14 protein-coding genes (1 of these 14 cut by a window edge) are annotated in these 23,728 nt (G+C 70.4%); 6 read left to right on the forward strand and 8 right to left on the reverse strand.

Annotated features, from left to right (window positions below; translation table 11 throughout):
- Together AC1Q7O_RS10960 and tgt are read right to left on the reverse strand one after the other, a co-directional pair.
- Positions 1–12,249, reverse strand: the 5' end (the start) of a protein-coding gene (locus AC1Q7O_RS10960) for a calcium-binding protein (RefSeq protein WP_492659443.1). It extends 21,246 nt beyond the left edge of the window; the window shows 12,249 of its 33,495 coding nt (coding positions 1–12,249); it begins with the start codon at positions 12,247–12,249; its stop codon lies beyond the left edge, outside the window.
- A gap of 194 nt (positions 12,250–12,443) precedes the next feature.
- On the reverse strand, positions 12,444–13,571 hold the full coding sequence (gene tgt / locus AC1Q7O_RS10965) for a tRNA guanosine(34) transglycosylase Tgt (protein ID WP_492659444.1): 1,128 nt from the start codon (positions 13,569–13,571) through the stop codon (positions 12,444–12,446).
- A 42-nt stretch (positions 13,572–13,613) separates the two neighbouring features.
- Here tgt and AC1Q7O_RS10970 point away from each other — a divergent pair, with 42 nt between their 5' ends.
- Both AC1Q7O_RS10970 and AC1Q7O_RS10975 read left to right on the forward strand, forming a co-directional pair.
- Positions 13,614–14,435, forward strand: a complete 822-nt coding sequence (locus tag AC1Q7O_RS10970; RefSeq protein WP_492659445.1) for a substrate-binding periplasmic protein — start codon at positions 13,614–13,616, stop codon at positions 14,433–14,435.
- Positions 14,436–14,444: 9 nt separating this feature from the next.
- Entirely contained in the window at positions 14,445–15,050 is a 606-nt protein-coding gene (locus AC1Q7O_RS10975; protein WP_492659446.1) for an IMPACT family protein, read from the forward strand.
- On the opposite strand, the gene queA is transcribed toward AC1Q7O_RS10975, so the two are convergent.
- Complete coding sequence (gene queA / locus AC1Q7O_RS10980) at positions 15,002–16,048, reverse strand: tRNA preQ1(34) S-adenosylmethionine ribosyltransferase-isomerase QueA (RefSeq protein ID WP_492659447.1); 1,047 nt, start codon at positions 16,046–16,048, stop codon at positions 15,002–15,004. The genes AC1Q7O_RS10975 and queA overlap by 49 nt on opposite strands.
- A 127-nt stretch (positions 16,049–16,175) precedes the next feature.
- Between queA and AC1Q7O_RS10985 the strand changes: the two genes are divergently transcribed.
- The 4 genes from AC1Q7O_RS10985 (at position 16,176) to recG (ending at position 19,866) form a co-directional block, all read left to right on the forward strand.
- Positions 16,176–16,547, forward strand: a complete 372-nt coding sequence (locus AC1Q7O_RS10985) for a TraR/DksA family transcriptional regulator (RefSeq protein ID WP_492659448.1) — start codon at positions 16,176–16,178, stop codon at positions 16,545–16,547.
- A gap of 20 nt (positions 16,548–16,567) precedes the next feature.
- On the forward strand, positions 16,568–16,936 hold the full coding sequence (locus tag AC1Q7O_RS10990; protein WP_492659449.1) for a hypothetical protein: 369 nt from the start codon (positions 16,568–16,570) through the stop codon (positions 16,934–16,936).
- Between the two features lie 90 nt (positions 16,937–17,026).
- The gene (locus tag AC1Q7O_RS10995) at positions 17,027–17,776 is read left to right on the forward strand and encodes a substrate-binding periplasmic protein (RefSeq protein ID WP_492659450.1); all 750 of its coding nucleotides are present in this window, start codon (positions 17,027–17,029) and stop codon (positions 17,774–17,776) included.
- A 32-nt stretch (positions 17,777–17,808) separates the two neighbouring features.
- Positions 17,809–19,866, forward strand: coding sequence for an ATP-dependent DNA helicase RecG (gene recG, locus AC1Q7O_RS11000; protein ID WP_492659451.1), 2,058 nt, complete (start codon positions 17,809–17,811; stop codon positions 19,864–19,866).
- Positions 19,867–19,869: 3 nt separating this feature from the next.
- Here the strand turns inward: recG and AC1Q7O_RS11005 are convergent, their stop codons facing one another.
- The 5 genes from AC1Q7O_RS11005 to AC1Q7O_RS11025 all read right to left on the reverse strand — a co-directional run bounded on the left by AC1Q7O_RS11005 (position 19,870) and on the right by AC1Q7O_RS11025 (position 23,685).
- On the reverse strand, positions 19,870–20,064 hold the full coding sequence (locus tag AC1Q7O_RS11005; protein ID WP_492659452.1) for a hypothetical protein: 195 nt from the start codon (positions 20,062–20,064) through the stop codon (positions 19,870–19,872).
- Positions 20,065–20,185: 121 nt separating this feature from the next.
- On the reverse strand, positions 20,186–20,905 hold the full coding sequence (locus tag AC1Q7O_RS11010) for a LytR/AlgR family response regulator transcription factor (protein WP_492659453.1): 720 nt from the start codon (positions 20,903–20,905) through the stop codon (positions 20,186–20,188).
- A complete protein-coding gene (locus AC1Q7O_RS11015; protein ID WP_492659454.1) occupies positions 20,902–21,957 on the reverse strand; it encodes a sensor histidine kinase in 1,056 nt (351 codons plus the stop codon). The genes AC1Q7O_RS11010 and AC1Q7O_RS11015 overlap by 4 nt, the downstream gene beginning before the upstream one ends.
- A gap of 21 nt (positions 21,958–21,978) precedes the next feature.
- On the reverse strand, positions 21,979–22,872 hold the full coding sequence (locus tag AC1Q7O_RS11020; RefSeq protein ID WP_492659455.1) for an alpha/beta fold hydrolase: 894 nt from the start codon (positions 22,870–22,872) through the stop codon (positions 21,979–21,981).
- Between the two features lie 120 nt (positions 22,873–22,992).
- Positions 22,993–23,685, reverse strand: a complete 693-nt coding sequence (locus AC1Q7O_RS11025; protein ID WP_492659456.1) for a peptidylprolyl isomerase — start codon at positions 23,683–23,685, stop codon at positions 22,993–22,995.
- Positions 23,686–23,728 lie beyond the last annotated feature (43 nt).

The raw sequence follows: 23,728 nt of genomic DNA on the forward strand, positions 1-23,728 counted from the left end.
GTCCACCAGCGCGCCTTCCTGCGCGGTGGCCGGCGCGTCCAGCATGTCCACGCGCAGGTCGGGCGAGTCGCTCAGCGTGACCGGCACGGCCAGCGAGTGGCCGACGTTGTCGTTGCCGTAGATGAACTCGTACGGGCCGCCGGTGGCGACGTTCAGGAACCAGTCGCCCGAGATGCCGTCGGGCAGGCGCACGACGATGCTGCGGTTGTAGGTGTCGTCCACGGCCATCTGGCCGAGATGGCCGGCGCTGCCGAGGTCGAAGCGCTGGCCGCTGCCGTCGGCGTTGCGGCTCAGCCAGACGCTGTCGGTCCAGCCGGTCGTGTTGGTGATGCCGATGCCGCGGTTGGCCACGGTCCACTGCACCGTCAGCTCGCGGCCGCTGTAGGCGGTGCTGGGCGTGGTGACGGACTCGACGCGCATGTCCGCGTACGGGATGGGCATGACGTCGGTCGCGTGGCCGGCGTCCTTCACGTTGTTGGCTTCGCTGGCGTTCTCCCACACCGCGCCCGTCGCATCGCTCTTCACGAAGATGGTGCCGTGGCGGCTGAAGGCCGGGCCGAACTGGTAGTCCAGGTGACCGGTGTAGCTCTCGCCCGCGGCCAGCGCGCCGTTGCGCACGACGTCGCCCAGCACGATGTCGTCCTGGTCGCCCAGCACGGCATTGGTGCTGTAGATGATGCGGTCGGTCCAGCTGGTCGCGCGGCCGGCGCCCGGGCCCTCGTTCTTCACCGTCCATTCGACGGTGATGCTGGCCGGGTCATCGATGACGCGCGTGGGCGCGCTGACGCTGAGCACGGCGAGGTCCGCGTAGGCGTCCTGCGCCACGTCGATGGCCAGCGAGTCCTGGTTGTTGCCTTCCTGCGTGGACTCGTTGTTCGCCGCGCCGGTGTCGGTCACGACGATGAGGCGCCACGCGCCCGACAGGTCCACCGGCAGCGTGAAGCCCAGGCTGCCGGCGCTGCTGGCGCCTGCGGCCAGGCTGGCGATGCTGCGCTCGCCCAGCAGGATGTCGCCGCTGCCGACGACACCGTCCCTGGACAGGTAGACCTTCTCGCGGATGTCCGCGGCCAGCGCGCTGCCGATGTTGCGCGTCGTCCAGGCCAGCGAGATCGCCTCGCCGCCCTGGAGCAGGCCGGTGGTGGTGAGGCTGCCGACGACGAGGTCGGGCGCGACGAGGGTGACCGCCCGCGACGCGACGTTGTCGGTCTCGTTGGACTCGGCCACATAGTTGCCACGGTCGGCTGCAATCTCCAGCCGCCAGTTGCCCGGCGGCAGGGCCGGCACGGCGAGGCTGAGGTTCTGCGTCAGCGCGCCGCCGGCACCCAGCGTCTGGAAGGCCCAGGTGCTGGTGAGCACCTGGTTGGGCATCAGGCCCAGCGTGTCGACGAGGCGGATCTCCTCACCGAAGAAGCCGCTGATGTTGTCGTTGCCGGCGTTGCGCACGGTGTAGCTGACCTGCACCGTCTGGCCCACACGCCATTCCGCGGGCGCGGTGACGCCCTCGATCTGCAGGTTGGGCTTGGGTTCGGCCTTCACGGTCGTGGCGGCGTTGGCAACCACGATGTTGTTGTCGGTGCGGCCCAGCTCGTAGACGGCCGCGAAGGCATCGGTCTTGACGATGACGTAGCGCGCGCCCACGGCGTCGCGCGGCACGGTGAAGTCCAGGCCGGCGGCGTAGCTGTCGTCCTTGGCCAGCGTGCCGACGCGCGTGACCGAGCCCAGCAGCGTGGACTGGGCCGTCAGCGTCGGCGTGCTGCTGAGGTAGACCTGGTCCACCCAGCGGTTCACGTCGGTGGCGATCGTGCCGCTGTTGCGGACGGACCACTCCACCCGCGCCGTGCGGCCGGCGAACATCTCGGCGGGCACCAGCGTCAGCGTGGGCGCGAGGTCGGCATAGGTCTGCGTGACGTTCAGGCTGGCGGACAGGCCGGCGTTGTCGGCACGGGTGTCGGGCTCGGTGACCTTGGACGTCGCATCGGCGATCACGGCGATGCGGTAGGCGCCTTCGATGCGCGTGGGGATGCGCACGGTGGCCGTCTGGCGGTATTCGTCCAGGCTCGCCAGCGACGTGCCGCGCGGCACCTCGGCCAGCACGACGTCGTCGCCGTTGCCGACGATAGCGTCGCGGCTCAGCACGATGCGGTCGACCCAGCCGCTGGCGGCCGTGGCCGCGGCAGCGCCGTTGTTCTTGACGACCCAGGCAACGCTGATGTCGGTGCCCGCGCTGGCGCTGGGCGGCACGTCGACCGACGTGACGGCCAGGTCGGCGTAGGTGCGCAGCGCGGCCGTGAAGCTCCACGCTGCGTCGTTGTTGCTCTCGGCCGTGCCGTCGGCATTGGCCTCGAACAGCACGCCCGCGCCGCCGTTGCCACGGTCGGGGCTGACGATCACGTCGAAGGTGCCGGCGCCGCGCAGGCCTTGCGGCAGCACGAAGCCATAGCTGCGCTGGCGGCTCTCGCCGGCGGCCAGCGGCAGCGCAGCGCTGCCGGTGAAGCTGACCAGCGTGTCCACCAGCACCGGGCCGGCGCTGCCGTCGGCGTTGCGCTGGCGGATGACGACGCGGTCCTGGTAATTCAGGTTGGTCGCGACGCGGCCCTGGTTGACGTCTTCCCAGCGCAGCGTCAGCACGTCGCCGGACATCGGCGTGGCGCTGTCAAGGCTGAGATTGCGCGCGATGAGGTCGCTGCCGACGTTGACGTTGGCCTGCAGCTGGTTGTCGTTCTCCAGCGTGCCGTTGCCGTTGAACTCGGCGATCTCGTTGCCGGCGTCCACGGTGACGCGCAGGCGGATGGCGCCGGCCGCGTTGGCGCCGCCGGGCCAGCTGAAGCTGGCGGTGCGGTCCACGCTGGCGCCGGGAGCGGCCTCGGCGGGCGTGCCGTTGCGGGTGAGGCTGGCGATGACGATGCCGGTGGTCTGGTTCAGCACCTCCACGCGCTCGGTCCAGCCGCGGGTCGGCGTGATGGTGCCGGCGTTGCTGGTGGTCCAGCCGACGGTGACGGTGTCGCCGTTCTGCCAGTCACCGGCCGGCGTGATGCTGAGGTTGCTGGCGACGAGGTTGACGTAGTTGACGTACTCGGCCAGCGTGCTGGCGAAGCCGACCTGGCCGCGGTTGTTGGTCTCGGTGGTGCCGCCTTCCTTCTGCGTGTTGCCGTAGTCGCTCTCGATGACGGCCAGCAGGTTGCCGGCACCGGTGGGGCCGTCCGGCAGCTTCAGCGTGACGGTGCGCGTGATGACTGCGCCGGACGCGAGCGCGCCGGACGTGGCTTCGACATAGGGCACCAGCAGTTCGGCCAGCACGTCGCCGCCGGCGGTGCGCAGCGTGACGCGGTCGGCGAAGTCGCCGATGGTGGCGGTGGCGCCCTGGTTGACGGTGGTCCAGGTGACGGTGACCTGGCCGCCGGACAGGAACTGGCTGGCGCCACCGGCCGGCGCGACGCTGACGTCGCGCACGATGAGGTCCATGCCCACGGCCTTGTCGACCTCGGCGACGAGGGCGTTCAGGTCCCACGTCGTGCCGTCGTCGAACTTGACCTGTTGCAGCGGGTTGTAGGCGTTCTTCGGGTCGTTGTTGTAGAAGAAGTAGGCGACGGTGAGCTTGTCGTCGCTGTTGGCCAGGCCGATGCTGATGGCCGTGTACTGCGCGGTGCGGTAGTCGAACACGCGGCGCACGATGACGTCGGCCGGCGTGATGCCCGGCTTGAACTGCAGCGTGTTGACCTTGCTGGTGTTGTACGGCGTCTCGATCAGCGTGTCCTGGCCGTCGCCGCGGCCGAACAGGTAGGTGTTGTTGCCGTTGCCGGCGCTGAGCGTGTCGTTGCCGGTGCCGCCGTCGAGGACGTCGTTGCCCTCCTCGCCCGACAGGCTGTCGTCACCCGCGCCGCCCTTGAGCGTGTCGTTGCCGTTGCCGGCGATGAGGGTGTCGTTGCCGTCGCCGCCGTCCAGCGTCTCGGCCCACGAGGTGCCGCGCAGCGTGTCGTTGCCCGCCGTGCCCTGCTGGGTGCGGGCGACGATGTCGGCCAGCGTCCAGACGGTGCCGTCGTCGAACTGGATCTTCTGCAGCGGGTTGTAGCCGCGGTTGGGGTCCTCGTTCTCGAAGAAGGCGTTGACGGTGAGCTTGTCGCCGCCGTTGCCGTAGGCCACTTCCAGCGCGCGGTAGCTGCGCGCGCCCTCTTCCAGCGCGCGGCTCAGGCGCACGTCGGCCGGCGTGATGCCGGCCTTGAAGACCAGCGTGTTGGTCTTGCTGGTGTCGTAGTCGGTGTAGGCCAGCACGTCCACGCCGTCGCCCAGGCCCAGCAGGATGGTGTTGCTGCCGTTGCCGACGTGGAAGTAGTCATTGCCCGCGCCGCCGTCCAGCGTGTCGTTCTCGCCGCCGCCGTACAGCAGGTCGTCGCCCTCGCCGCCTTCCAGCGTGTCGTTGCCGCCCTCGCCGTACAACGCGTCGTTGCCGCGGCCGCTGCGCAGCGTGTCGTTGCCGCTGCGGCCGGACAGCGTGTCGTGGCCATCGCCACCTTCCAGCGTCTCGCCGGCGGCCGTGCCGATGAGGTTGTCCGCGCCGTCGGTGCCCGCGTTCACGCGGGCGACGATGTCGGCCAGCGTCCAGACGGTGCCGTCGTCGAACTGGATCTTCTGAAGCGGGTTGTAGCCGCGGTTGGGATCGTCGTTCTCGAAGAAGGCGTTGACGGTGAGCCGGTCGCCGCCGGTGCCGTAGGCCACCTGCAACGCGCGGTAGCTGCGCGCGCCTTCCTCCAGCACGCGGCTGAGCTTGACGTCGGCCGGCGTGATGCCGGCCTTGAACAGCAGCGTGTTGGTCTTGCTGGTGTCGTAGTCGGTGTAGGCCAGCACGTCCACGCCGTCGCCCAGGCCCAGCACGAGGGTGTTGTTGCCGTTGCCGACGCTGAAGTAGTCGTTGCCCGCACCGCCTTCCAGCGTGTCGTTGCCCGCCTCGCCGTACAGCAGGTCGTCGCCCGCGCCGCCCTTGAGCGTGTCGTTGCCGGCGCCGCCCAGCAGCGTGTCATTGCCGTCACCACCGTCCAGCGTGTCGGCCCAGGACGTGCCGCGCAGCGTGTCGTTGCCCGCCGTGCCCGCCTGCGCGCGGGCGACGATGTCGGCCAGCGTCCAGACGGTGCCGTCGTCGAACTGGATCTTCTGCAGCGGGTTGTAGCCGCGGTTGGGGTCCTCGTTCTCGAAGAAGGCGTTGACGGTGAGCTTGTCGCCGCCGTTGCCATAGGCCACTTCCAGCGCGCGGTAGCTGCGCGCGCCCTCTTCCACCACGCGGCTCAGGCGCACGTCATCCGGCGTGATGCCGGCCTTGAAGACCAGCGTGTTGGTCTTGCTGGTGTCGTAGTCGGTGTAGGCCAGCACGTCCACGCCGTCGCCCAAGCCCAGCAGGATGGTGTTGTTGCCGTTGCCGACGCTGAAGTAGTCGTTGCCCGCGCCGCCGTCCAGCGTGTCGTTGCCCGCCTCGCCGTACAGCAGGTCGTCGCCGTCGCCGCCCAGCAGCGTGTCGTTGCCGCCGCGCGCGCTGAGCTGGTCGTTGCCCGCACCGCCGCTGAGCGTCTCGCCGGCCGTGGAGCCGGTCAGCGTGTCGTCACCCGCGGTGGCGGTGTTCAGGCGGTTGAAGATCTCGGTGGCCGTCCAGATCGTGCCGTCGTCGAACTGCAGCTGCTGGACCGGGTTGTAGGCGTTGGTGGGGCTGTCGTTCTCGACGAAGTAGTTGATGACCAGCCGGTCCGCCGTGCCGGCGATGCCGATCTGCAGCGCGCTGTAGCGGAAGGTCTGGCTGTCCAGCACGCGGCGCAGCACGAGGTCGGCTGGCGTGATGCCCACGCCCAGGCGCACCGTGTTCAGGCGGCTGGGGTTGGTGTCGCCGCTGTAGAGGATGGTGTCGACGCCATCGCCGCGGTTGAACAGGTAGGTGTTGTTGCCGGTGCCGCCGGACAGGAAGTCCGTGCCGGCGCCGCCGGCCAGCGTGTCGGCGCCGCCCAGGCCGTTGAGCGTCTCGTTGGCGGCCGTGCCGGTCAGCGTGTCGGCACCGCTGGTGCCGTTGATCGTCGTCGTCGCGGGTGCCGTCTCCAGGCGGGCGCCGATGGCGGCCAGGTCCCAGGCGGTGCCGTCGTCGAAGCGCAGCTGCTGGACGGGGTTGTAGAAGCTGGCGGAGCTGCCGCCCTGGAAGAAGTAGTTGACGATGAGCCGGTCGGCGCTGTCGACCAGCGTGATCTCCAGCGACTCGTTGGCGCCGCCCTGCGTGCCGGTCACCTTGCGCAGCACGACGTCGGCCGGGCTGATGCCGGCGCGGAACTGCACGGTGTTGAGCTTGCCGGCCGCCGAGTCGTAGGTGGAGACGATCAGGTCCTGCCCGTCGCCGCGGCCGAACAGGTAGGTGTTGTTGCCGTAGCTGCCGTCCAGGTAGTCGTTGCCCGTGCCGCCGTCCAGCGTGTCGTTGCCGTTGCCGCCGTACAGCGCGTCGTTGCCGCTGCCGCCCAGCAGCGTGTCGTTGCCGTCCAGGCCCTCCAGGCTGTCGTTGCCGCGGCCGCCGCTCAGCGTGTCGCCGGCGGTGGTGCCGCGCAGCGCGTCGTCGCTGGCGGTGCCGGTGCCCATCGCGGCGAGGATGTCGCCGATGCTCCACGTCGTGCCGTCGTTGAAGCGGATCTGCTGGATGGGGTTGTAGTAGCTGCCGGGGTTGTCGGCCTGGAAGAAGTAGTTGATGAGCAGCCGGTCGGTCGTGCCGACGATGGACAGTTCCAGCGACTCGTTGCCGCTGCCCTGCGTGCCGCCCACGCGGCGCAGCACGACGTCGCCCACGGCCACACCGGCCTTGAGCTGCACGACGTTGAGCTTGCCGGCCGCCGAGTCGTAGGTGGACACCAGCGTGTCCTGCCCGTCGCCGCGGCCGAACAGGTAGGTGTTGTTGCCGTAGCTGCCGTCGAGGTAGTCGTTGCCGGCGCCGCCGTCCAGCGTGTCGTTGCCGTTGCCGCCGTACAGCGCGTCGTTGCCGCTGCCGCCCAGCAGCGTGTCGTTGCCGTCCAGGCCCTCCAGGCTGTCGTTGCCGCGGCCGCCGCTCAGCGTGTCGGCACCGGTGGTGCCGCGCAGCGCGTCGTCGGCCGCCGTGCCGTTGCCCAGCGCGGTCAGGATGTCGCCGACGCTCCACGTCGTGCCGTCGTTGAAACGGATCTGCTGGACGGGGTTGTAGTAGCTGCCGGGGTTGTCGGCCTGGAAGAAGTAGTTGATCAGCAGCCGGTCGGTCGTGCCGGCGATCACCAGCTCCAGCGACTCGTTGGCGCTGCCCTGCGTGCCGCCCACGCGGCGCAGCAGCACGTCGCCCACGGCCACGCCGGCCTTGAGCTGCACGACGTTGAGCTTGCCCGCCGTCGAGTCGTAGGTGGACACCAGCGTGTCCTGCCCGTCGCCGCGGCCGAACAGGTAGGTGTTGTTGCCGTAGCTGCCGTCGAGGTAGTCGTTGCCGGCGCCGCCGTCCAGCGTGTCGTTGCCGTTGCCGCCGTAAAGCGCGTCGTTGCCGTCACCGCCCAGCAGCGTGTCGTTGCCGTCCAGGCCCTCCAGGCTGTCGTTGCCGCGGCCGCCGCTCAGCGTGTCGGCACCGGTGGTGCCACGCAGCGCGTCGTCGCTGGCGGTGCCGGCGCCCAGCAGCGCCAGCAGCGTCGGGATGTCCCAGGTCGTGCCGTCGTCGAAGCGGACCTGCTGGACGGGGTTGTAGTAGCTGCCGGGGTTGTCGGCCTGGAAGAAGTAGTTGATCAGCAGCCGGTCGGTCGTGCCGGCGATGGACAGCTCCAGCGATTCGTTGCCGCTGCCCTGCGTGCCGCCCACGCGGCGCAGCAGCACGTCGCCGGCCGCGACGCCGGCCTTGAACTGCACCGTGTTGAGCTTGCCGGCCGTGGAGTCGTAGGTGGACACCAGCGTGTCCTGCCCGTCGCCGCGGCCGAACAGGTAGGTGTTGTTGCCGTAGCTGCCATCCAGGTAGTCGTTGCCGCTGCCGCCGTCCAGCGTGTCGTTGCCGTTGCCGCCGTACAGCGCGTCGTTGCCGTCGCCGCCCAGCAGGCGGTCATTGCCGTCGTTGCCGCTGAGGATGTCGTCGCCGCGGCCGCCGGTCAGCACGTCGGCACCGTTGGTGCCACGCAGGTTGTCGTTGGCCTCGGTGCCGGCGCTCATCAGCTCGACGAGGCGGGCGATGTTCCACACCGTGCCATCGGCGAAGGTGGCCCGCTGCACCGGGTTGTAGCCGTTGGTCGGGTCGTCGTTGTAGAAGAAGTAGTTGACCGTGACGCGGTCGTTGCTGCCGACGATGGCCAGCTCCAGCGCCGTGATGCCACCGTTCTGGCTGTCGTAGACGCGGCGCACGCTGACGTCGCCCGGCAGCACGTCGGCGCGGAACTGCAGGGTGTTGAGCTTGCCCGCCGTCGTGTCGTAGCGGTAGCCGATGGTGTCCTGCCCGTCGCCGCGGCCGAACACGTAGGTGTTGTTGCCGGTGCCGCCGTCCAGCCAGTCGTTGCCGGCGCCGCCCACCAGCGTGTCGTTGCCGTCCTCGCCGTACAGCGTGTCGTTGCCTTCCTCGCCGTACAGCGAGTCGTTGCCGCCGCGGCCGGCCAGCGTGTCGTTGCCGGCGCCGCCATGGATCTCGTCCGCCGCCACCGTGCCGGCGATGCTGTCGGCCGCCGACGTGCCGGCGTGCAGCTTGGCGAGCAGGTCGGCGATGCTCCATTCGGTGCCGTCGTCGAAGCGAACCTTCTGCAGCGAGTTGTAGGGGTCGCCCAGCGGGTTGTCGCTGCGCTGGAAGCCGTTGAAGGTGATCTTGTCGGTGGTGCCGACGATGCTCAGCTCCAGCGCGTTGTTGTTGCCGCCCCAGTAGTTGTCGTAGACCTGCTTGACGACGACGTCCGCCGGCGCCACGCCGGCCTTGAACTGCAGCGTGTTGACGTTGCCGCCGGTGTTGTAGCCAAAGTAGACGCGGTCCTGACCGTCGCCGCGGCCGAACAGGATGGTGTCGCTGCCGTAGCCGTCCTGCAGCGTGTCGTTGCCGGCACCGCCGTCCAGCACATCGTCGCCGTAGCTGCCGTTGAGGCTGTCGTCGCCTTCGCCCCCGGTCAGCAGATCGTTGCCGTAGCCGCCGTCGATGGTGTCGTTGCCGTCGCCGCCGCTCAGCGTGTCGTTGCCATTGCCGCCGTTGATCGTGTCGTTGCCGGTGCCGCCGATGACCTGGTCGTCACCGTCGTCGCCGCCCAGCGAGTCGTTGCCGGGCCCGCCATCGACGATGTCGTTGCCCGCGCCGCCGCTGATGCTGTCGTTGCCCAGACCGCCGCTGAAGTTGTCGTTGGCAATCGTGCCACGCACGCTGTCGTCGCCGTCCGTGAAGGTCTGGCTCTTCGCGATCAGCGTGGCCAGGTCCCATTCGGTGCCGTCGTCGAAGCGCACCTTCTGCAGCGAGTTGTACGGGTCGCCCAGCGGGTTGTCCGCGCGCAGGAAGCCGTTGAAGGTGATCTTGTCGGTCGTGCCGACGATGCTCAGCTCCAGCGCGTTGTTGTTGCCGCCCCAGTAGTTGTCGTAGGCCTGCTTGACGACGACATCCGCCGGCGCCACGCCGGCCTTGAACTGCAGCGTGTTGACGTTGCCACCGGTGTTGTAGCCAAACCAGACGCGGTCCTGGCCATCGCCACGACCGAACAGGATGGTGTCGCTGCCGTAGCCGTCCTGCAGCGTGTCGTTGCCGGCACCGCCGTCCATCACGTCGTCGCCGTAGCCGCCGTAAAGGTTGTCGTCGCCCGCGCCGCCGGTCAGCTGGTCGTTGCCGTAGCCACCATCCAGCGTGTCATTGCCATCGCCACCGGTCAGCGTGTCGTTGCCGTCACCGCCGTTCAGCGTGTCGTTGCCGTCACCGCCGATGAGCGCATCGGTGCCGTTGCCGCCGGACAGGTTGTCGTTACCCGGGCCGCCGATGAGCTGATCGTCGCCGTCATCGCCCGACAAGGTGTCGTTGCCCGGCCCGCCGTCGAGGATGTCGTTGCCGCCACCGCCGCCGATGGTGTCGTTGCCCAGGCCGCCGCTGAAGTTGTCGCTAACGAGGGTGCCGCGCACGCTGTCGTCGCCATCGGTGAACACCTGGCTCTTGGCCAGCAGCGTCGCGATGTCCCACTCGGTGCCGTCGTCGAAGCGCACCTTGTGCAGCGAGTTGTACGGGTCGCCGGCCGGGTTGTCGCCGCGCAGGAAGCCGTTGAAGGTGATCTTGTCGGTGGTGCCGACGATGCTCAGCTCCAGCGCGTTGTTGTTGCCACCCCAGTAGTTGTCGTAGGCCTGCTTGACGACGACGTCCTCGGGCACGACGCCGCTCTTGAACTGCAGCGTGTTGACGTTGCCGCCGGTGTTGTAGCCAAACCAGACGCGGTCCTGCCCGTCGCCGCGGCCGAACAGGATGGTGTCATTGCCGTAGCCCACCTGCAGCGTGTCGTTGCCGGTGCCACCGTCCAGCTGGTCGTCGCCGTAGCCGCCGTAAAGGTTGTCGTCGCCCGCGCCGCCGGTCAGCTGGTCGTTGCCGTAGCCACCATCCAGCGTGTCATTGCCATCGCCACCGGTCAGCGTGTCGTTGCCGTCACCGCCGTTCAGCGTGTCGTTGCCGTCGCCACCGATGAGCGCATCGGTGCCGTTGCCGCCGGACAGGTTGTCGTTGCCCAACCCGCCGGTGAGTTGGTCGTCGCCGTCGTCACCGGCCAGCGTGTCGTTGCCAGGCCCGCCGTCGAGGATGTCGTTGCCGCCACCGCCGCCGATGGTGTCGTTGCCCAGGCCGCCGCTGAAGTTGTCGTTGGCAACCGTGCCGCGCACGCTGTCGTCGCCATCGGTGAACACCTGGCTTTTGGCCAGCAGCGTCGCGATGTCCCACTCGGTGCCGTCGTCGAAGCGCACCTTGTGCAACGAGTTGTACGGGTCGCCGGCCGGGTTGTCGCCGCGCAGGAAGCCGTTGAAGGTGATCTTGTCGGTGGTGCCGACGATGCTCAGCTCCAGCGCGTTGTTGTTGCCGCCCCAGTAGTTGTCGTAGGCCTGCTTGACGACGACGTCCGCCGGTGCCACGCCGGCCTTGAACTGCAGCGTGTTGACGTTGCCGCCGGTGTTGTAGCCAAACCAGACGCGGTCCTGGCCGTCGCCGCGGCCGAACAGGATGGTGTCGCTGCCGTAGCCGTCCTGCAGCGTGTCGTTGCCAGCACCGCCGTCCATCACGTCGTCGCCGTAGATGCCGTAGAGGTTGTCGTCTCCGGCGCCGCCGTACAGCGTGTCGTTGCCGTAGCCGCCATCCAGCGAGTCGTTGCCGGCCGCGCCGTTGAGCAGGTCTGCGCCGCTGCCGCCGTTCAGCGAGTCGTTGCCCGCCGTGCCCATGCCCAGCAGGAACAGCAGGTGCGACACGTCCCAACTCGTGCCGTCCGCGAACACGACCTTCTGCAGCCCGTTGAACGCATTGGCCGGCGTGCCGCCGTAGAGGAAACCGTTGAAGGAGATGACGTCGGCGGTGCCGTTGATCGTCAACGCCAGCGCGACGTTGCCGCCGGCCTGGCTGTCGAGCGCGCGCGCGACGCTGACGTCCGCCGGCGCCACGCCGGCCTTGAACTGCAGCGTGTTGACCTTGCCGAGGTTGGGGTCCGAGTAGGACTGCACCGTCGTGGCGCCGTCGCCGCGGCCGAACAGGTAGAGGTTGTTGCCCGGGCCGTTGGTGACGACGGCCTGGGTGGCTCCCGACTCCGCGGCCAGCGCCTGGCGCTGCGGGCCGGTCTCGATCAGGCCGGGCAGCTCGTCCGCCGTCCAGCGCGTGCCGTCCGCGAACGCGACCGCCTGCACCGGGTTGGCGTCGGTGAAGAAGCCGCGCAGCTGCACGCGGTCGCCGCTGCCGCGCAGCGCCAGCTCCAGCGCGTTGGCCTCGCCGGTAGCGTCGTCGATGACGCGGCGCACCGCCACGTCGCCCGCCGAGATGCCGTTGCCGAACTGCAGCAGCCCGCTGGCGCCGTCACCGGCCGCGCGCGCGTCCACCCAGGCCGCGCCCTCGCCGCGCTCGAAGCCGTACACCTTGGGCGCCTGCGCATCCGCCTGCGTCGCCAGCAGGTGCACCGCCGGCAGCGCGTCGGCCGACAGCAGCAGCTTGGGCTCCAGCGTCTCGACCTTCCACGACGTCGGCCGCGGCGCCGCGGCACGGGCGGTTGCAGAGCTGGAAGCACGGCGCAGGGCAGCGGCAGCGCGAGCGCGCAGGGACTTGATCGACATCGGGAGGCCTCGAGAGTTCGTAGGACCCACACCGCTGTATCAAACGGTTACAGCATGGCAGACGCGGCGCCTGCACCGAGCGTGGGCGGGCGAATTCTGGGCTGCGGCATGTGACGGATTAATCCGTACTCACCTGTAAACGAGGGGGGAATTTCAGGCCTGCAACACCTGCCCCCCTAGCTTTTGGGATGCGGTCAGACGCCCCGGGCACGGTCCGCGTGGAACTGGGCCCGCCAGGCCTCGAAGCGGCCGGCGTCCAGCGCGTCACGAATCTCCTGCATCAGGGCCAGGTAGTAGTGCAGGTTGTGCACGCTGGTCAGCATCGGGCCCAGCATCTCGCCGCAGCGGTCCAGGTGGTGCAGGTAGGCACGGCTGAAGCCCCGGCAGCATTCGCAGCTGCAGGTCTCGTCCACCGGCTTCTCGTCGGCCTTGTAGCGGGCGTTGCGCAGCCGCAGGTCGCCGAAGCGCGTGAACAGGTGGCCGTTGCGCGCGTTGCGGGTGGGCATGACGCAGTCGAACATGTCGATGCCCTGGCTGACGCCCTCGACGAGGTCTTCCGGCGTGCCAACGCCCATCAGGTAGCGCGGCTTGTTGGCCGGCAGCTGGTGGCCCGTGTGTTCCAGGATGCGCTGCATCTCGGCCTTGGGCTCGCCCACGCTGAGGCCGCCAATGGCGTAGCCCGGCAGGTCCAGCTCGGCCAGGCCGGCCAGCGACGCGTCGCGCAGGTTCGTGTACATGCCGCCCTGCACGATGCCGAACAGCGCGTTGGGGTTCTCCAGGCGGTCGAATTCGGTGATGCAGCGCTTGGCCCAGCGCAGGCTCAGCTCCATGGAGGTCCTCGCCTCGCGCTCGGTCGTCAGCACGCCCTTGCTCTCGTAGGGCGTGCACTCGTCGAACTGCATGACGATGTCGGAGTTCAGCACCGTCTGGATCTGCATGCTGACCTCGGGGGTCAGCAGCAGTTTGTCGCCGTTGACGGGCGACGCGAACTTGACGCCCTCCTCGCTGATCTTGCGCATCGCGCCCAGGCTCCAGACCTGGAAGCCGCCGGAGTCGGTCAGGATGGGCTTGTTCCAGCTCTCGAAGCGGTGCAGGCCGCCGAACTGCGTGACGACATCCAGGCCCGGCCGCATCCACAGGTGGAAGGTGTTGCCGAGGATGATCTGCGCGCCCATCTCCTCCAGCGACCGCGGCGTGACGCCCTTGACCGTGCCGTAGGTGCCCACGGGCATGAAGATGGGTGTCTGCACGACGCCGTGGTTGAGCGTGAGCGTGCCGCGGCGGGCGCGGCCTTCGGTGGTGAGGAGGTCGAACTTGAGCATGGACCCCGGATTGTCGCAGCCGGGGCTGCGCGACAATGCGCCATGCCTCGCCGAAGCCCGTCCTGGCGGCATATCGCCGCGTTCTGCGCCTGGTCGTGCGCGTGGGCCGGCACCGCCGCAGCGGCCGAGCCCGCTCCGCGCTGCGGGCCGCACGTGGCGGGCCTGTATGTCTACAGCCCGTTCTACGAGGAGGTGCCGGAGCGCCGCGGGCTGGACCTGGACATGCTGCAGGAGCTCGAGCGGCGTTCGGGCTGCGCGCTGCGCAGCGTCGTCGAATCCCGGCTGCGCATCTGGGACCAGATGCGCCGCGGCGTGCTGCAGCTGACGCTGTCCTCCGTCATCACGCCCGAGCGGCGCGAGGTGGCCGAGATCCACCCCTACCTGCAGGCCCGCTTCCAGCTGCTGCTGCAGGGCCGCGCGATGACCGGCGTGTCCACGCTGGCGGACTTCGAGGCGACCCCGGGCCTGCACCTGCTGGGCGTGCGCGGCTATGCCTACGGCCCCTCCTTCGGCCCGCTGGTGCAGCGGCTGCGCCTGCAGGGCCGGCTGGTGGAAGCCAGCGACTTCCAGACCGCCACGCGCATGTTCCGCGCCGGCCGTGCCGAGGGCCTGATCCTGGCGCCGTCGGCCATTCCCGAGGTTCTGCAGGCCTACCGGGGAATCCCGCTCCCGCGCGTGATCGACCCCACGCCGCATGAGCGGCTGCTGGTGGGCATGGCCATGAGCCTGACCATGCCGGAAAGCGACCGCCAGCGTCTGACGCAGGCACTGGCCGCCATGCGGCAGGACGGCACGCTGCAGACGCTGGTGATGCGCCATTTCGGCGAGTACGGCGCGCGCATGATGCTGCCGCGCGGCGAGTGACGGAACCCCATGCCGCTGACCCTGGCCGCCCCTGCGCGGCATGAGCTGATCGTCAAGAAGAGCCGTTTCCTCGGCTGCGTGGAGCCCTGCGCCGACCGCGCCGCGGCGCTGGCCCGCGTGGCGCAGCTGCGCGCCGAGCACCCGGGCGCCGCCCATGTCTGCTGGGCGCTGCTGGCCGGCGGCCATTCCGCCGCCAATGACGACGGCGAGCCCGGCGGCACCGCCGGCCGGCCCATGCTGGACGTGCTGCGCCACCAGGGGCTGGAGGGCGTGCTGGCCACGGCCGTACGCTACTGGGGCGGCGTGAAGCTGGGCGCCGGCGGGCTGGTGCGGGCCTACACGGACTGCATCGCCCAGGCGCTGCTGACGGCCGACAAGATCGAGCGCGTCGCCCAGGCCGAGCTGGGCTGCGAGCTGCCCTACGAGCTGGAGGGGCGGCTGCGCCGGCTCGTCGAGCAGCACGGCGCACAGCTGCTGGACGTGCGGCACGAGGCGCGCGTGCACATGCGCTTCGCGCTACCGGTCACGGCACGGCCGGCGTTCGTCGCGGCCGTCGATGAGGCTGCTCAGGGCCGCGTCGGCTGGGTGCGCGACAGCAGCATCGCGTCGCCGTAGCTGAAGAAGCGGTAGCGCTCGGCGATGGCATGGCGGTACAGCGCCATGACCTGCGCATGCCCGGCCAGCGCGCTGACCAGCATCATCAGCGTGCTCCTGGGCAGGTGGAAGTTGGTGACGAGCCGGTCGACGACGCGGAACTCGAAGCCCGGCGTGATGAAGATGTCGGTCTCGCGGGCGCCGGCCTGCAGCGTGCCGCCACGGGCGGCGGACTCCAGCGCGCGCAGCGTCGTCGTGCCCACGGCCACCACCCGGCCGCCGCGCGCGCGGCAGGCGGCGACGGCGTCCACCGTGGCCGGCGGCACGTCGAACCATTCGCTGTGCATCTTGTGGTCGGCCAGCTTGTCGACGCGCACCGGCTGGAAGGTGCCGGCGCCGACGTGCAGCGTCACGTGCGCGCGTTCGACGCCGCGCTCGGCCAGGCGGGCCAACAGGGCCTCGTCGAAATGCAGCGCCGCGGTCGGTGCGGCAACGGCGCCGGGCTCCTTGGCGAACACGGTCTGGTAGCGGCGTTCGTCATCGGCGCTGTCGGCATGCTCGATGTAGGGCGGCAGCGGCACATGGCCGTGAGCCTCCAGCAGCGCGAACGGGTCGCCGGCAAAGCGCAGGTGGAACAGACCGTTGTCGGGCCCGCAGCGGCCCAGCACCTCGGCGTCGAAGGCGTCGGCGAAGCGCACGCGGCTGCCGGGCTTGGGGCTCTTGCTGGCGCGCAGGTGCATCCACACCTCCTGCGTGCCGGGCAGCACGCGCTCCACCAGCGCCTCGACGTTGCCGCCGGTGGCCTTCACGCCATACAGCCGCGCCTTGATGACGCGCGTGTTGTTGAACACCAGCAGGTCGCCCGGCGACAGCAGCGCGGGCAGCTCGCGGAACACGCGGTCCACGGGCTCGGGGCCGGTGGCGTCGAGCAGGCGCGACGCGGTGCGCTCGGCGGCGGGGTGCTGGGCAATCAGCTCGGGAGGGAGATCGAAATCGAAGTCGGCGACCGTGTGGGACATGCGCTTGAGGGCCGGACGGACCCGTGCCAAACCAGTGGCGGGAGGCGGATTCTCCCATCGCCACCTTCTTGATGCAGCGCAATGCGGCGCCGCGGGCAGGCTGCCAGCATGGGTGCCAGGAGGTTCCATGACCACTGCCCTCACCCCCGGCCAGCATGCCCTGCTGGAGACCGAGTTGACCCTGGCACGCCAGCGCGTGCGCGCCTCGCTGCAGGCCCAGCGCGAAGGCGTCGACCGCATCACCCATGCCGCCGCACTGCTGGCCGACGACCCGCACGACCGGCGCGAGCACGACGCCGACCGCACGCTGGACCAGGCCCGCGACGACCACCTGCTGGCCGAGCTGGACGCCCTCGACGACGCGCTGCTGCGCCTGAAGACGCCCGGCTACGGCCGCTGCATCGACTGCGCCGCCGTCATTCCCTTCGACCGGTTGCAACGCCAGCCGCAGGCACTGCGCTGCGTCGACTGCCAGGCCGCCGCCGAAACCACCCGCTGACATTCCCCAGGAGATCCCGCATGTTCCACGCCGTCGTCCATCTCGACCACCACCACGCCCAGGTGCTGCATTTCGATGCCCACCAGGTGCACGCCGCGCGCATCGAGGCGCATGAGCGGCACGCGCACGGCGATGACACGCGCAGCGTGCAGGCGCTGTTCGCCGCGCTGTGCCAAGCACTGCAGGACACGCCCGAGGTGCTGATGACGGGCTCGCACGTCGTGCTGGGCCAGTTCCGCCACTACGTGGAGGCACACCGGCCGCAGCTGGCGCCGCACATCGCCGACTACCGCCCCGCGGCCGAGTTGAGCCAGGGCCAGCTGCTGGCGCTGGCCCGCCAGTTCTTCCGCGCCCACGACCGCATGGCCGGCGTGCCGACGCCGGGCTGACCCCGGCCGCGCGGCGCGGCGCGGGAAATCGCACACCCGGCCCGCGGCGCTGCAAAGGCTTGTCATGCGGGCGACCTAGACTCGGCCGCCGTGAAACGCCGCTCCTGCCTCGCGCTGACCGCCCTGCTCGCCGCGCCGCTCGCCATCGCGGCGGCCGACGACGCGGTGCTGCAGGGCTTCACGGAGAACCTGCCGCCGCTGAACTACCAGGACGACGGCGGCGCCCAGGGCTTCAGCGTCGAGCTGCTGCGCCTGATGGCCGCCGGCGCCGGACTGCGGCTGGCCCTGCAGGTGCTGCCCTGGCAGCGCGCCCTGCAGGCCGCCGAGGCCAGCGCCGGCAGCCTGCTGTTCTCGCTGACCCGCACGCCCGAGCGCGAGGCGCAGTTCCAGTGGGTCGGACCCATCGCGCAACGCCGCATCCTGCTGTATCGCCTCGCCAGCCGCAGCGACCTGGCCATGACCCAGCTCGCCGAGCTGGGCGCCGCGCGCATCGGCGTCGTGCGCGACTCGGCGGCAGACCGGCAGCTGCAGGCCGCCGGCCTGAGGCCCGGCCTGCAGCTGGAGCAGGGGCTGGACGACGCGACCAACGTGCGCAAGCTGCTGGCCGGCCGCATGGAGTACGTGGCGCTGCTGGACTGGGCCGCCGCCTGGAACCTGCGCCAGCTGCAGCTGCCCTACGGCACGCTGCAGCCGGTGATGGAGCAGGACGTGACGCGCAGCTACTACTACGGCCTGCGGCCCGACGCCGACCCGTCCATGGTGCGCCGGCTGCAGGCGGCGCTCGACGGCCTCAAGCGCGACGGCCGCTACGACCGGCTGCGGCAGCGCTACTTCCGCTAGCGAGGGCCTGCCAAGCCGCCAGAATGCGGCCCATGCCCGAGGCCGCCCCCCTGCCCCCCGCCAACAAGCCCAAGTCCGCCCCGCAGAAGGCGATGGAGAAGCTGGGCCTCGTGCGCGACATCGACCTGGCCCTGCACCTGCCGCTGCGCTACGAGGACGAGACGCGCATCACCCCCATCGGCGCGCTGCAGGACAACGAGGCGGCGCAGGTGGAGGGCGTCGTCGTCGACAGCCAGATCGAGCTGCGCAGCCGCCGCCAGCTGCTGGTGCGCGTGAAGGACGAGACCGGCTCGCTGCTGCTGCGCTTCCTGCACTTCTACCCGTCGCAGCAGAAGCAGATGGCCGTCGGTGCGCGCCTGCGGCTGCGCGGCGAACCGCGCATCGGCTTCTTCGGCCGCGAGATGGTGCACCCGGTCGTCAAGGTGGTGGACGACGACACGCCGCTGGCCCAGTCCCTCACGCCGGTCTACCCCGCCTCGGCGCAGCTGCCGCAGGCCTATCTGCGCAAAGCGGTGGCGTCGGGCCTGGCCCGAGCCGACCTGCGCGAGGTGCTGCCCGCCGGCGTCGTGCCGCACGGGCTGCCCACGTTGAAGGACGCGCTGACCTACCTGCACCACCCGCCGCCCAGCGCGTCGCAGGAAGCGCTGCACGAGCACCACCACCCGGCCTGGCACCGGCTCAAGTTCGAGGAGCTGCTGGCGCAGCAGCTGTCGCAGCTGCAGGCGCAGCGCGAGCGGGCCCTGCTGGTGGCACCGGCGTTGAAGGCGCGCCCAGGTGGCCTGCACGAGAAGTTGCTGGGCGTGCTGCCGTTCCAGCTGACGGCAGCGCAGCAGCGCGTGTGCGAGGAGATCGCACACGACCTAGCCCGGCCGCAGCCCACACACCGGCTGCTGCAGGGCGACGTGGGCTCGGGCAAGACGGTCGTTGCCGCGCTGGCCGCGGCCATCGCCATCGACGCCGGCTGGCAGTGCGCGCTGATGGCGCCCACCGAGATCCTGGCCGAGCAGCATTTCCGCAAGCTCATCGGCTGGCTGGAGCCGCTGGGGCTGAAGGTGGCCTGGATCACCGGCAGCGTGAAGGGCAAGGCGCGGCAGAAGATGCTGGACGCAGCCGCGTCGGGCGAGGCGCAGCTCATCGTCGGCACGCATGCCGTCATCGAGGACAAGGTCAAGTTCGCGAAGCTGGGTCTGGCCGTCATCGACGAGCAGCACCGCTTCGGCGTCGCGCAGCGGCTGGCGCTGAGGAACAAGCTGAAGGCCATGGACCTGGAGCCGCACCTGCTGATGATGAGCGCCACGCCCATCCCGCGCACGCTGGCGATGACCTACTTCGCCGACCTGTACGTCTCCACCATCGACGAGCTGCCGCCCGGCCGCAGCCCCATCGTCACCAAGGTGTTCACCGAATCCAAGCGGCACGACGTCGTCGACAAGATCCGCATGGCGGTGGCCGACGGCGCGCAGGTCTACTGGGTCTGCCCGCTGGTGGAGGAGAGCGAGGCCGTGGACCTGCGCAACGCCACCGAGACGCACGCCGAGCTGAGCGAGACGCTAGCCGGCACGTCGGTGGGCCTGCTGCACGGGCGCATGTCTCCGGCGGACAAGGCGGCAGTGATGGCGCAGTTCTCCAGCGGCGCGATGAGCGTGCTGGTGGCGACGACCGTCATCGAGGTGGGCGTGGACGTGCCCAACGCGAGCCTGATGGTCATCGAGCATGCCGAGCGCTTCGGCCTGGCGCAGCTGCACCAGCTGCGTGGCCGCGTGGGGCGCGGCAGCAAGGCCAGCGTCTGCGTGCTGATCTACACGCCGCCGTTGTCCGACACCGGCAAGTCGCGCCTGAAGGCGATGGCCGAGACGACCGACGGCTTCGAGATCGCGCGGCGCGACCTGGACATCCGCGGCCCCGGCGAGTTCATGGGCTCGCGCCAGAGCGGCGCCGAGCTGCTGCGCTTCGCCGACCTGCAGGAGGACGCGCCGCTGCTGGTCGCCGCCCGGGAGCTGGCACCGTGGCTGCTGGACGAGCATCCCGACGCGGCACGACGTCAGGTCGCGCGCTGGCTCGGGACGAAGGCGGAGTTCCTGAAGGCTTAGGCCTTACTTGCAGCTGAAGCTCTTGGCGCTGACTTCCTTGACGTTGCCCGCCCCACAGGCGATCAGCGCGCGGTCGCTGTTCTTGGCCAGCGCGTCGGCGTCGAAGGCGTTGGACGAGTTGGAAGGCGGCGCGAAGACGCAGGCACTGAGCAGCGCCGCGGCGGTCAGGGACAGGGCGAAGGCGGCAAAGCGGTTCATTTGGAGTTCTCGGGGTCAGGTGTTGAGGGAAACGTGATCGTCGCCGACGCCGGCTGCGGGCGAACGCGACGTGCGACGAACTGCACAACGCCTGGGACAGGCTGCACGCCGACAGCGTTCCTCAGAGCTCCAGCTTCTCGCGCAGCAGCTTGGCCTGGCGCCGCGACACCTCGACCTGGTGGCCGTCCTTCAACGTGACGCGGTAGCCGTCGTTGCGCCAGGGCTCGATGCCCTGCACCCAGCGCAGGTTGACGAGGTGACTGCGGCTGGCGCGGAAGAACAGCTGCGGGTCCAGCTTCTCTTCCAGGCTGGTCAGCGTGCGGTTGATGAGCGGGCGCTGGCCGTCGAACCAGGCCTGCGCGTAGTTGCCGCAGGACTCGAAGCCGGCGATGTCGCCCAGCCGCACGAACCAGCAGCGCTCGCCGTCGCGCAGGAAGACCATGTCGTCGGCTCCCTTCTGCGCCGCGGCCGGCGCGGCGGGCGGCCGCGGCCGCAGCCGCTCGCGTGCCTTGGCCAGCGCCGCCTCCAGCCGGGCGGGGTCGATGGGCTTGAGCAGGTAGTCCAGCGCATTGCGCTCGAAGGCGGCCAGCGCGTGCTGGTCGTACGCGGTCGTGAAGACGACCAGCGGCAGGTGCTCCAGCTGGTCCAGCAGGTCGAAGCCGGTGGCGCCGGGCAGCTCCACGTCCAGCAGCAGCAGCTCGGGCTGCAAGGTGTCGATGGCGTCGCGAGCGGGCGCCAGCTCGGCGGCCTCGCCGACGATGTCGGCATCGGGGATGGCCGCCAGCAGCGTGCGCAGCTCCTGGCGGGCCAGCCGCGAGTCCTCGACGATGTAGATCTTCATGCAGCCAGTGTCACGCAGACCTGCACGCGCCCGCCCGCCGCGTCGATGCGGCAGTCGGCGCCGTCACCGCCGGCGCGCGCCAGCCGCTCGCGCAGGTGCACGAGGCCCAGGCCGGTGCTGGTGGGCGCGTCGGCAGCATTGGCCGCGGGCTTCCAGTGGCCGGGGTTGTCGACGGCGATCTGCAGCGCGGCGTCGTCGCGGCGGATGCGGATGTCCACCACGCCGCCGCCCGCCGTGCGTGCGATGCCGTGCTTGATGGCGTTCTCCACCAGCAGCTGCAGCAGCATGGGGGGCACGCTGGCGCCGGCGGTGGCGGGGTCCACCTGCCAGTCCACGCGCAGCCGCTCCTCGTGGTGCAGCTGCTCCAGCGCCACGTAGTCGCGCACCACGGCCAGCTCGTCGGCCAGCGGCACGCGCTCCTTGGCGCTGTGCTGCAGCGTGTGGCGCAGCGTGTTGGACAGGCGGCTCAGCATCTCGCGGGCGCGGGCCGGGTCTTCGTTGATGAGGGCGCGCAGGTTGTTCAGCGCGTTGAACAGGAAGTGCGGGTTGATCTGCGCGCGCAGCACCTGCAGCTCCAGCTCGCGCGCGGCCGTCTCGGCCTGCCACTTGGCGATCTCGCCCAGGCGCCAGCGCTGCACCATGGTCACGCCCACCCACACCGCCAGCCACAGCCACAGCAGGATGGTGCTGTTGATGGCGTAGCTCAGCAGCACCAGCCAGCCCTGCGGCGTGCCGGGCGGGAACTGGAGCAGCCCCAGCAGCAGACCCGCCCGGTTGACGAAGAAGACGAGGGCCTGCAGCGCGAAGGCGAACAGCGGCGGCACCAGCAGCAGGCGCAGCAGCAGCGCGCGGGGTGGCTTGTCCAGCCAGGCCCGGCGCAGCGCCAGTGCGCGCAGCGCTTCGCTGCTTGCCCACAGCCCGGCGCCAACGAACACCATGACGAAGGCCAGCGAGCCGGTCACCACGCCGAAGTTCGCGATCATCGCGAGCGAGAGGCCGACGTAGAAACTCCACAGCAGCGCCTGGATGGCGTTGCGCCTGCGCGTGTTCATGCCCCCTCCGGCGTTGGCTGCTTACCTGGCCGCCAGGAAGGCCTTGACCTCACCCACCAGCCAGTCGGCATCGTCCCACATGAGGAAGTGATGGCCGCCCTGGCTCATCGACACCTTCACGCCCTTGAGGCCGGCGTACTGGCCCTCGTACAGGCTGCGGGTGCTCTCCAGCGTGGCGCCCATCGGCTGGTAGGCGGCCCAGGCGCCCAGCACCAGCGTCGGCGTGGTGATCCTGGGCAGCAGCGGGCGCAGGTCGTCGCTCCACAGCTCGGACATGGCCTGCGCCGTCGTCGCGCGGTCGCTGGCCAGGCCCCAGGCGATGACGCGCTCGGTGTTCGCCGGGCTGCGGCTCATGCCGCCAGCGCCCTGGCGCGTGCCGGCCTCCCACTGCTCCTTCGTGGCGGCCGCCATCTGCTGGCGCATGCCCGCACCCATGCCCTTGGCCTGCTCGGGGGTCATGCCGCGCAGGCCGGCGAGGAAGGGCAGGCTGTCGACGATGACGAGGCGCTCGATGCGCCCCGGCTTCTCGGCCGCCATCTGCAGCGCCAGCACGCCGCCCAGGCTGTGGCCCATGACGACGGGCTTGTCGAGCCGGCGGTCATCCACATAGGCCAGCAGGCGGTCGCGCATGCCGCTGAGGAAGTTGTCGGTCACCACGGCGGGCGCGCCGGCAAAGCCGGGCAGCTGCACGAGGTGGCACTGCACGCCGGGCTGCAGCGCGGCGCAGGTCTCGGCCCAGACGGACGCGGCGCTGTTCAGGCCCGGGATCATGACGACCGGCCGGCCCTCGCCGATGACGTCGACCTTCAGGTCGCGGAACTCGACCGGCGCCGCGTGGGCGTGGCTGACGTACAGCGCGGTCAGGATGCCGACGGCGGCGCCGAACAGGCCGGCCCAGGAACGCTTGCGGGACATGGTGACTCCATCGAGGTGTTGACGGAGGCCATGTTGCCCAGCCCGGCGGCGCCCCGCGCGCGCCGGATGACGAACGGCCAGCCGCGCGGACGAATGGCGCGCCGGCCGGGCCGGCGGGTGCTACTTGAGCCGCTGCATCCAGTACACCAGCACTTCGGTGCGCGGCTGAATGTCGCTCTGGCTGTAGGTGTAGGTGGGCACCACGTTGATCGCGTCCAGCGTGTTCAAGCCCGAGATGATGCGGCCGAACACCGCGTAGCCCGGGCTGGCAGCGCTCTGGTAGTCCAGGCTGGTGTTGTCCACCACGTTGAAGAAGAACTGGCTCGTGGCCGAGTCGGCGTCGCTGCGGCGCGCCATCGCGAGGGTGCCGCGCAGGTTGGAGAGGTTGTTGTTGCTCTCCAGCTTGATGGGCGCATACAGTGGCGTCTTGGCCACCATCCCCGACGTGTAGCCGCCGCCCTGTACGACGAAGTCGCGGTCGACGCGGTGGATCAGCGTCTTCGTGTAGAAGCCCGCGGCCACGTACTTGTAGAAGTTGGCGACCGTCTGCGGCGCATAGCTGTCGTACAGCTCGACGACGATCTCGCCGCTGCTGGTCAGCATGCAGACCGTGCCCCACTGGCTGGCCGCCGACGCGGCCAGGCCCGCCGCGCTGCAGGACAGCGTGGGCGGGTTGGGCGTCGGGTTGGGCTGCGGGTAGGACGTGCCGCCACCGCCTCCACCCCCACCGCCGCCATGGTGGTAGTCGCCATCTCCGCCGCCGCAGGCGGCCAGGCTCAGGACGGAAAGCAGGACGGCGAGGCGGCGCAGCATGGCAGGACCCGTGTGTGGCTGGGCCTGCCCAACGGGCCGGCGG

Source organism: Roseateles sp. GW823-FHT07B05 (assembly GCF_058794515.1).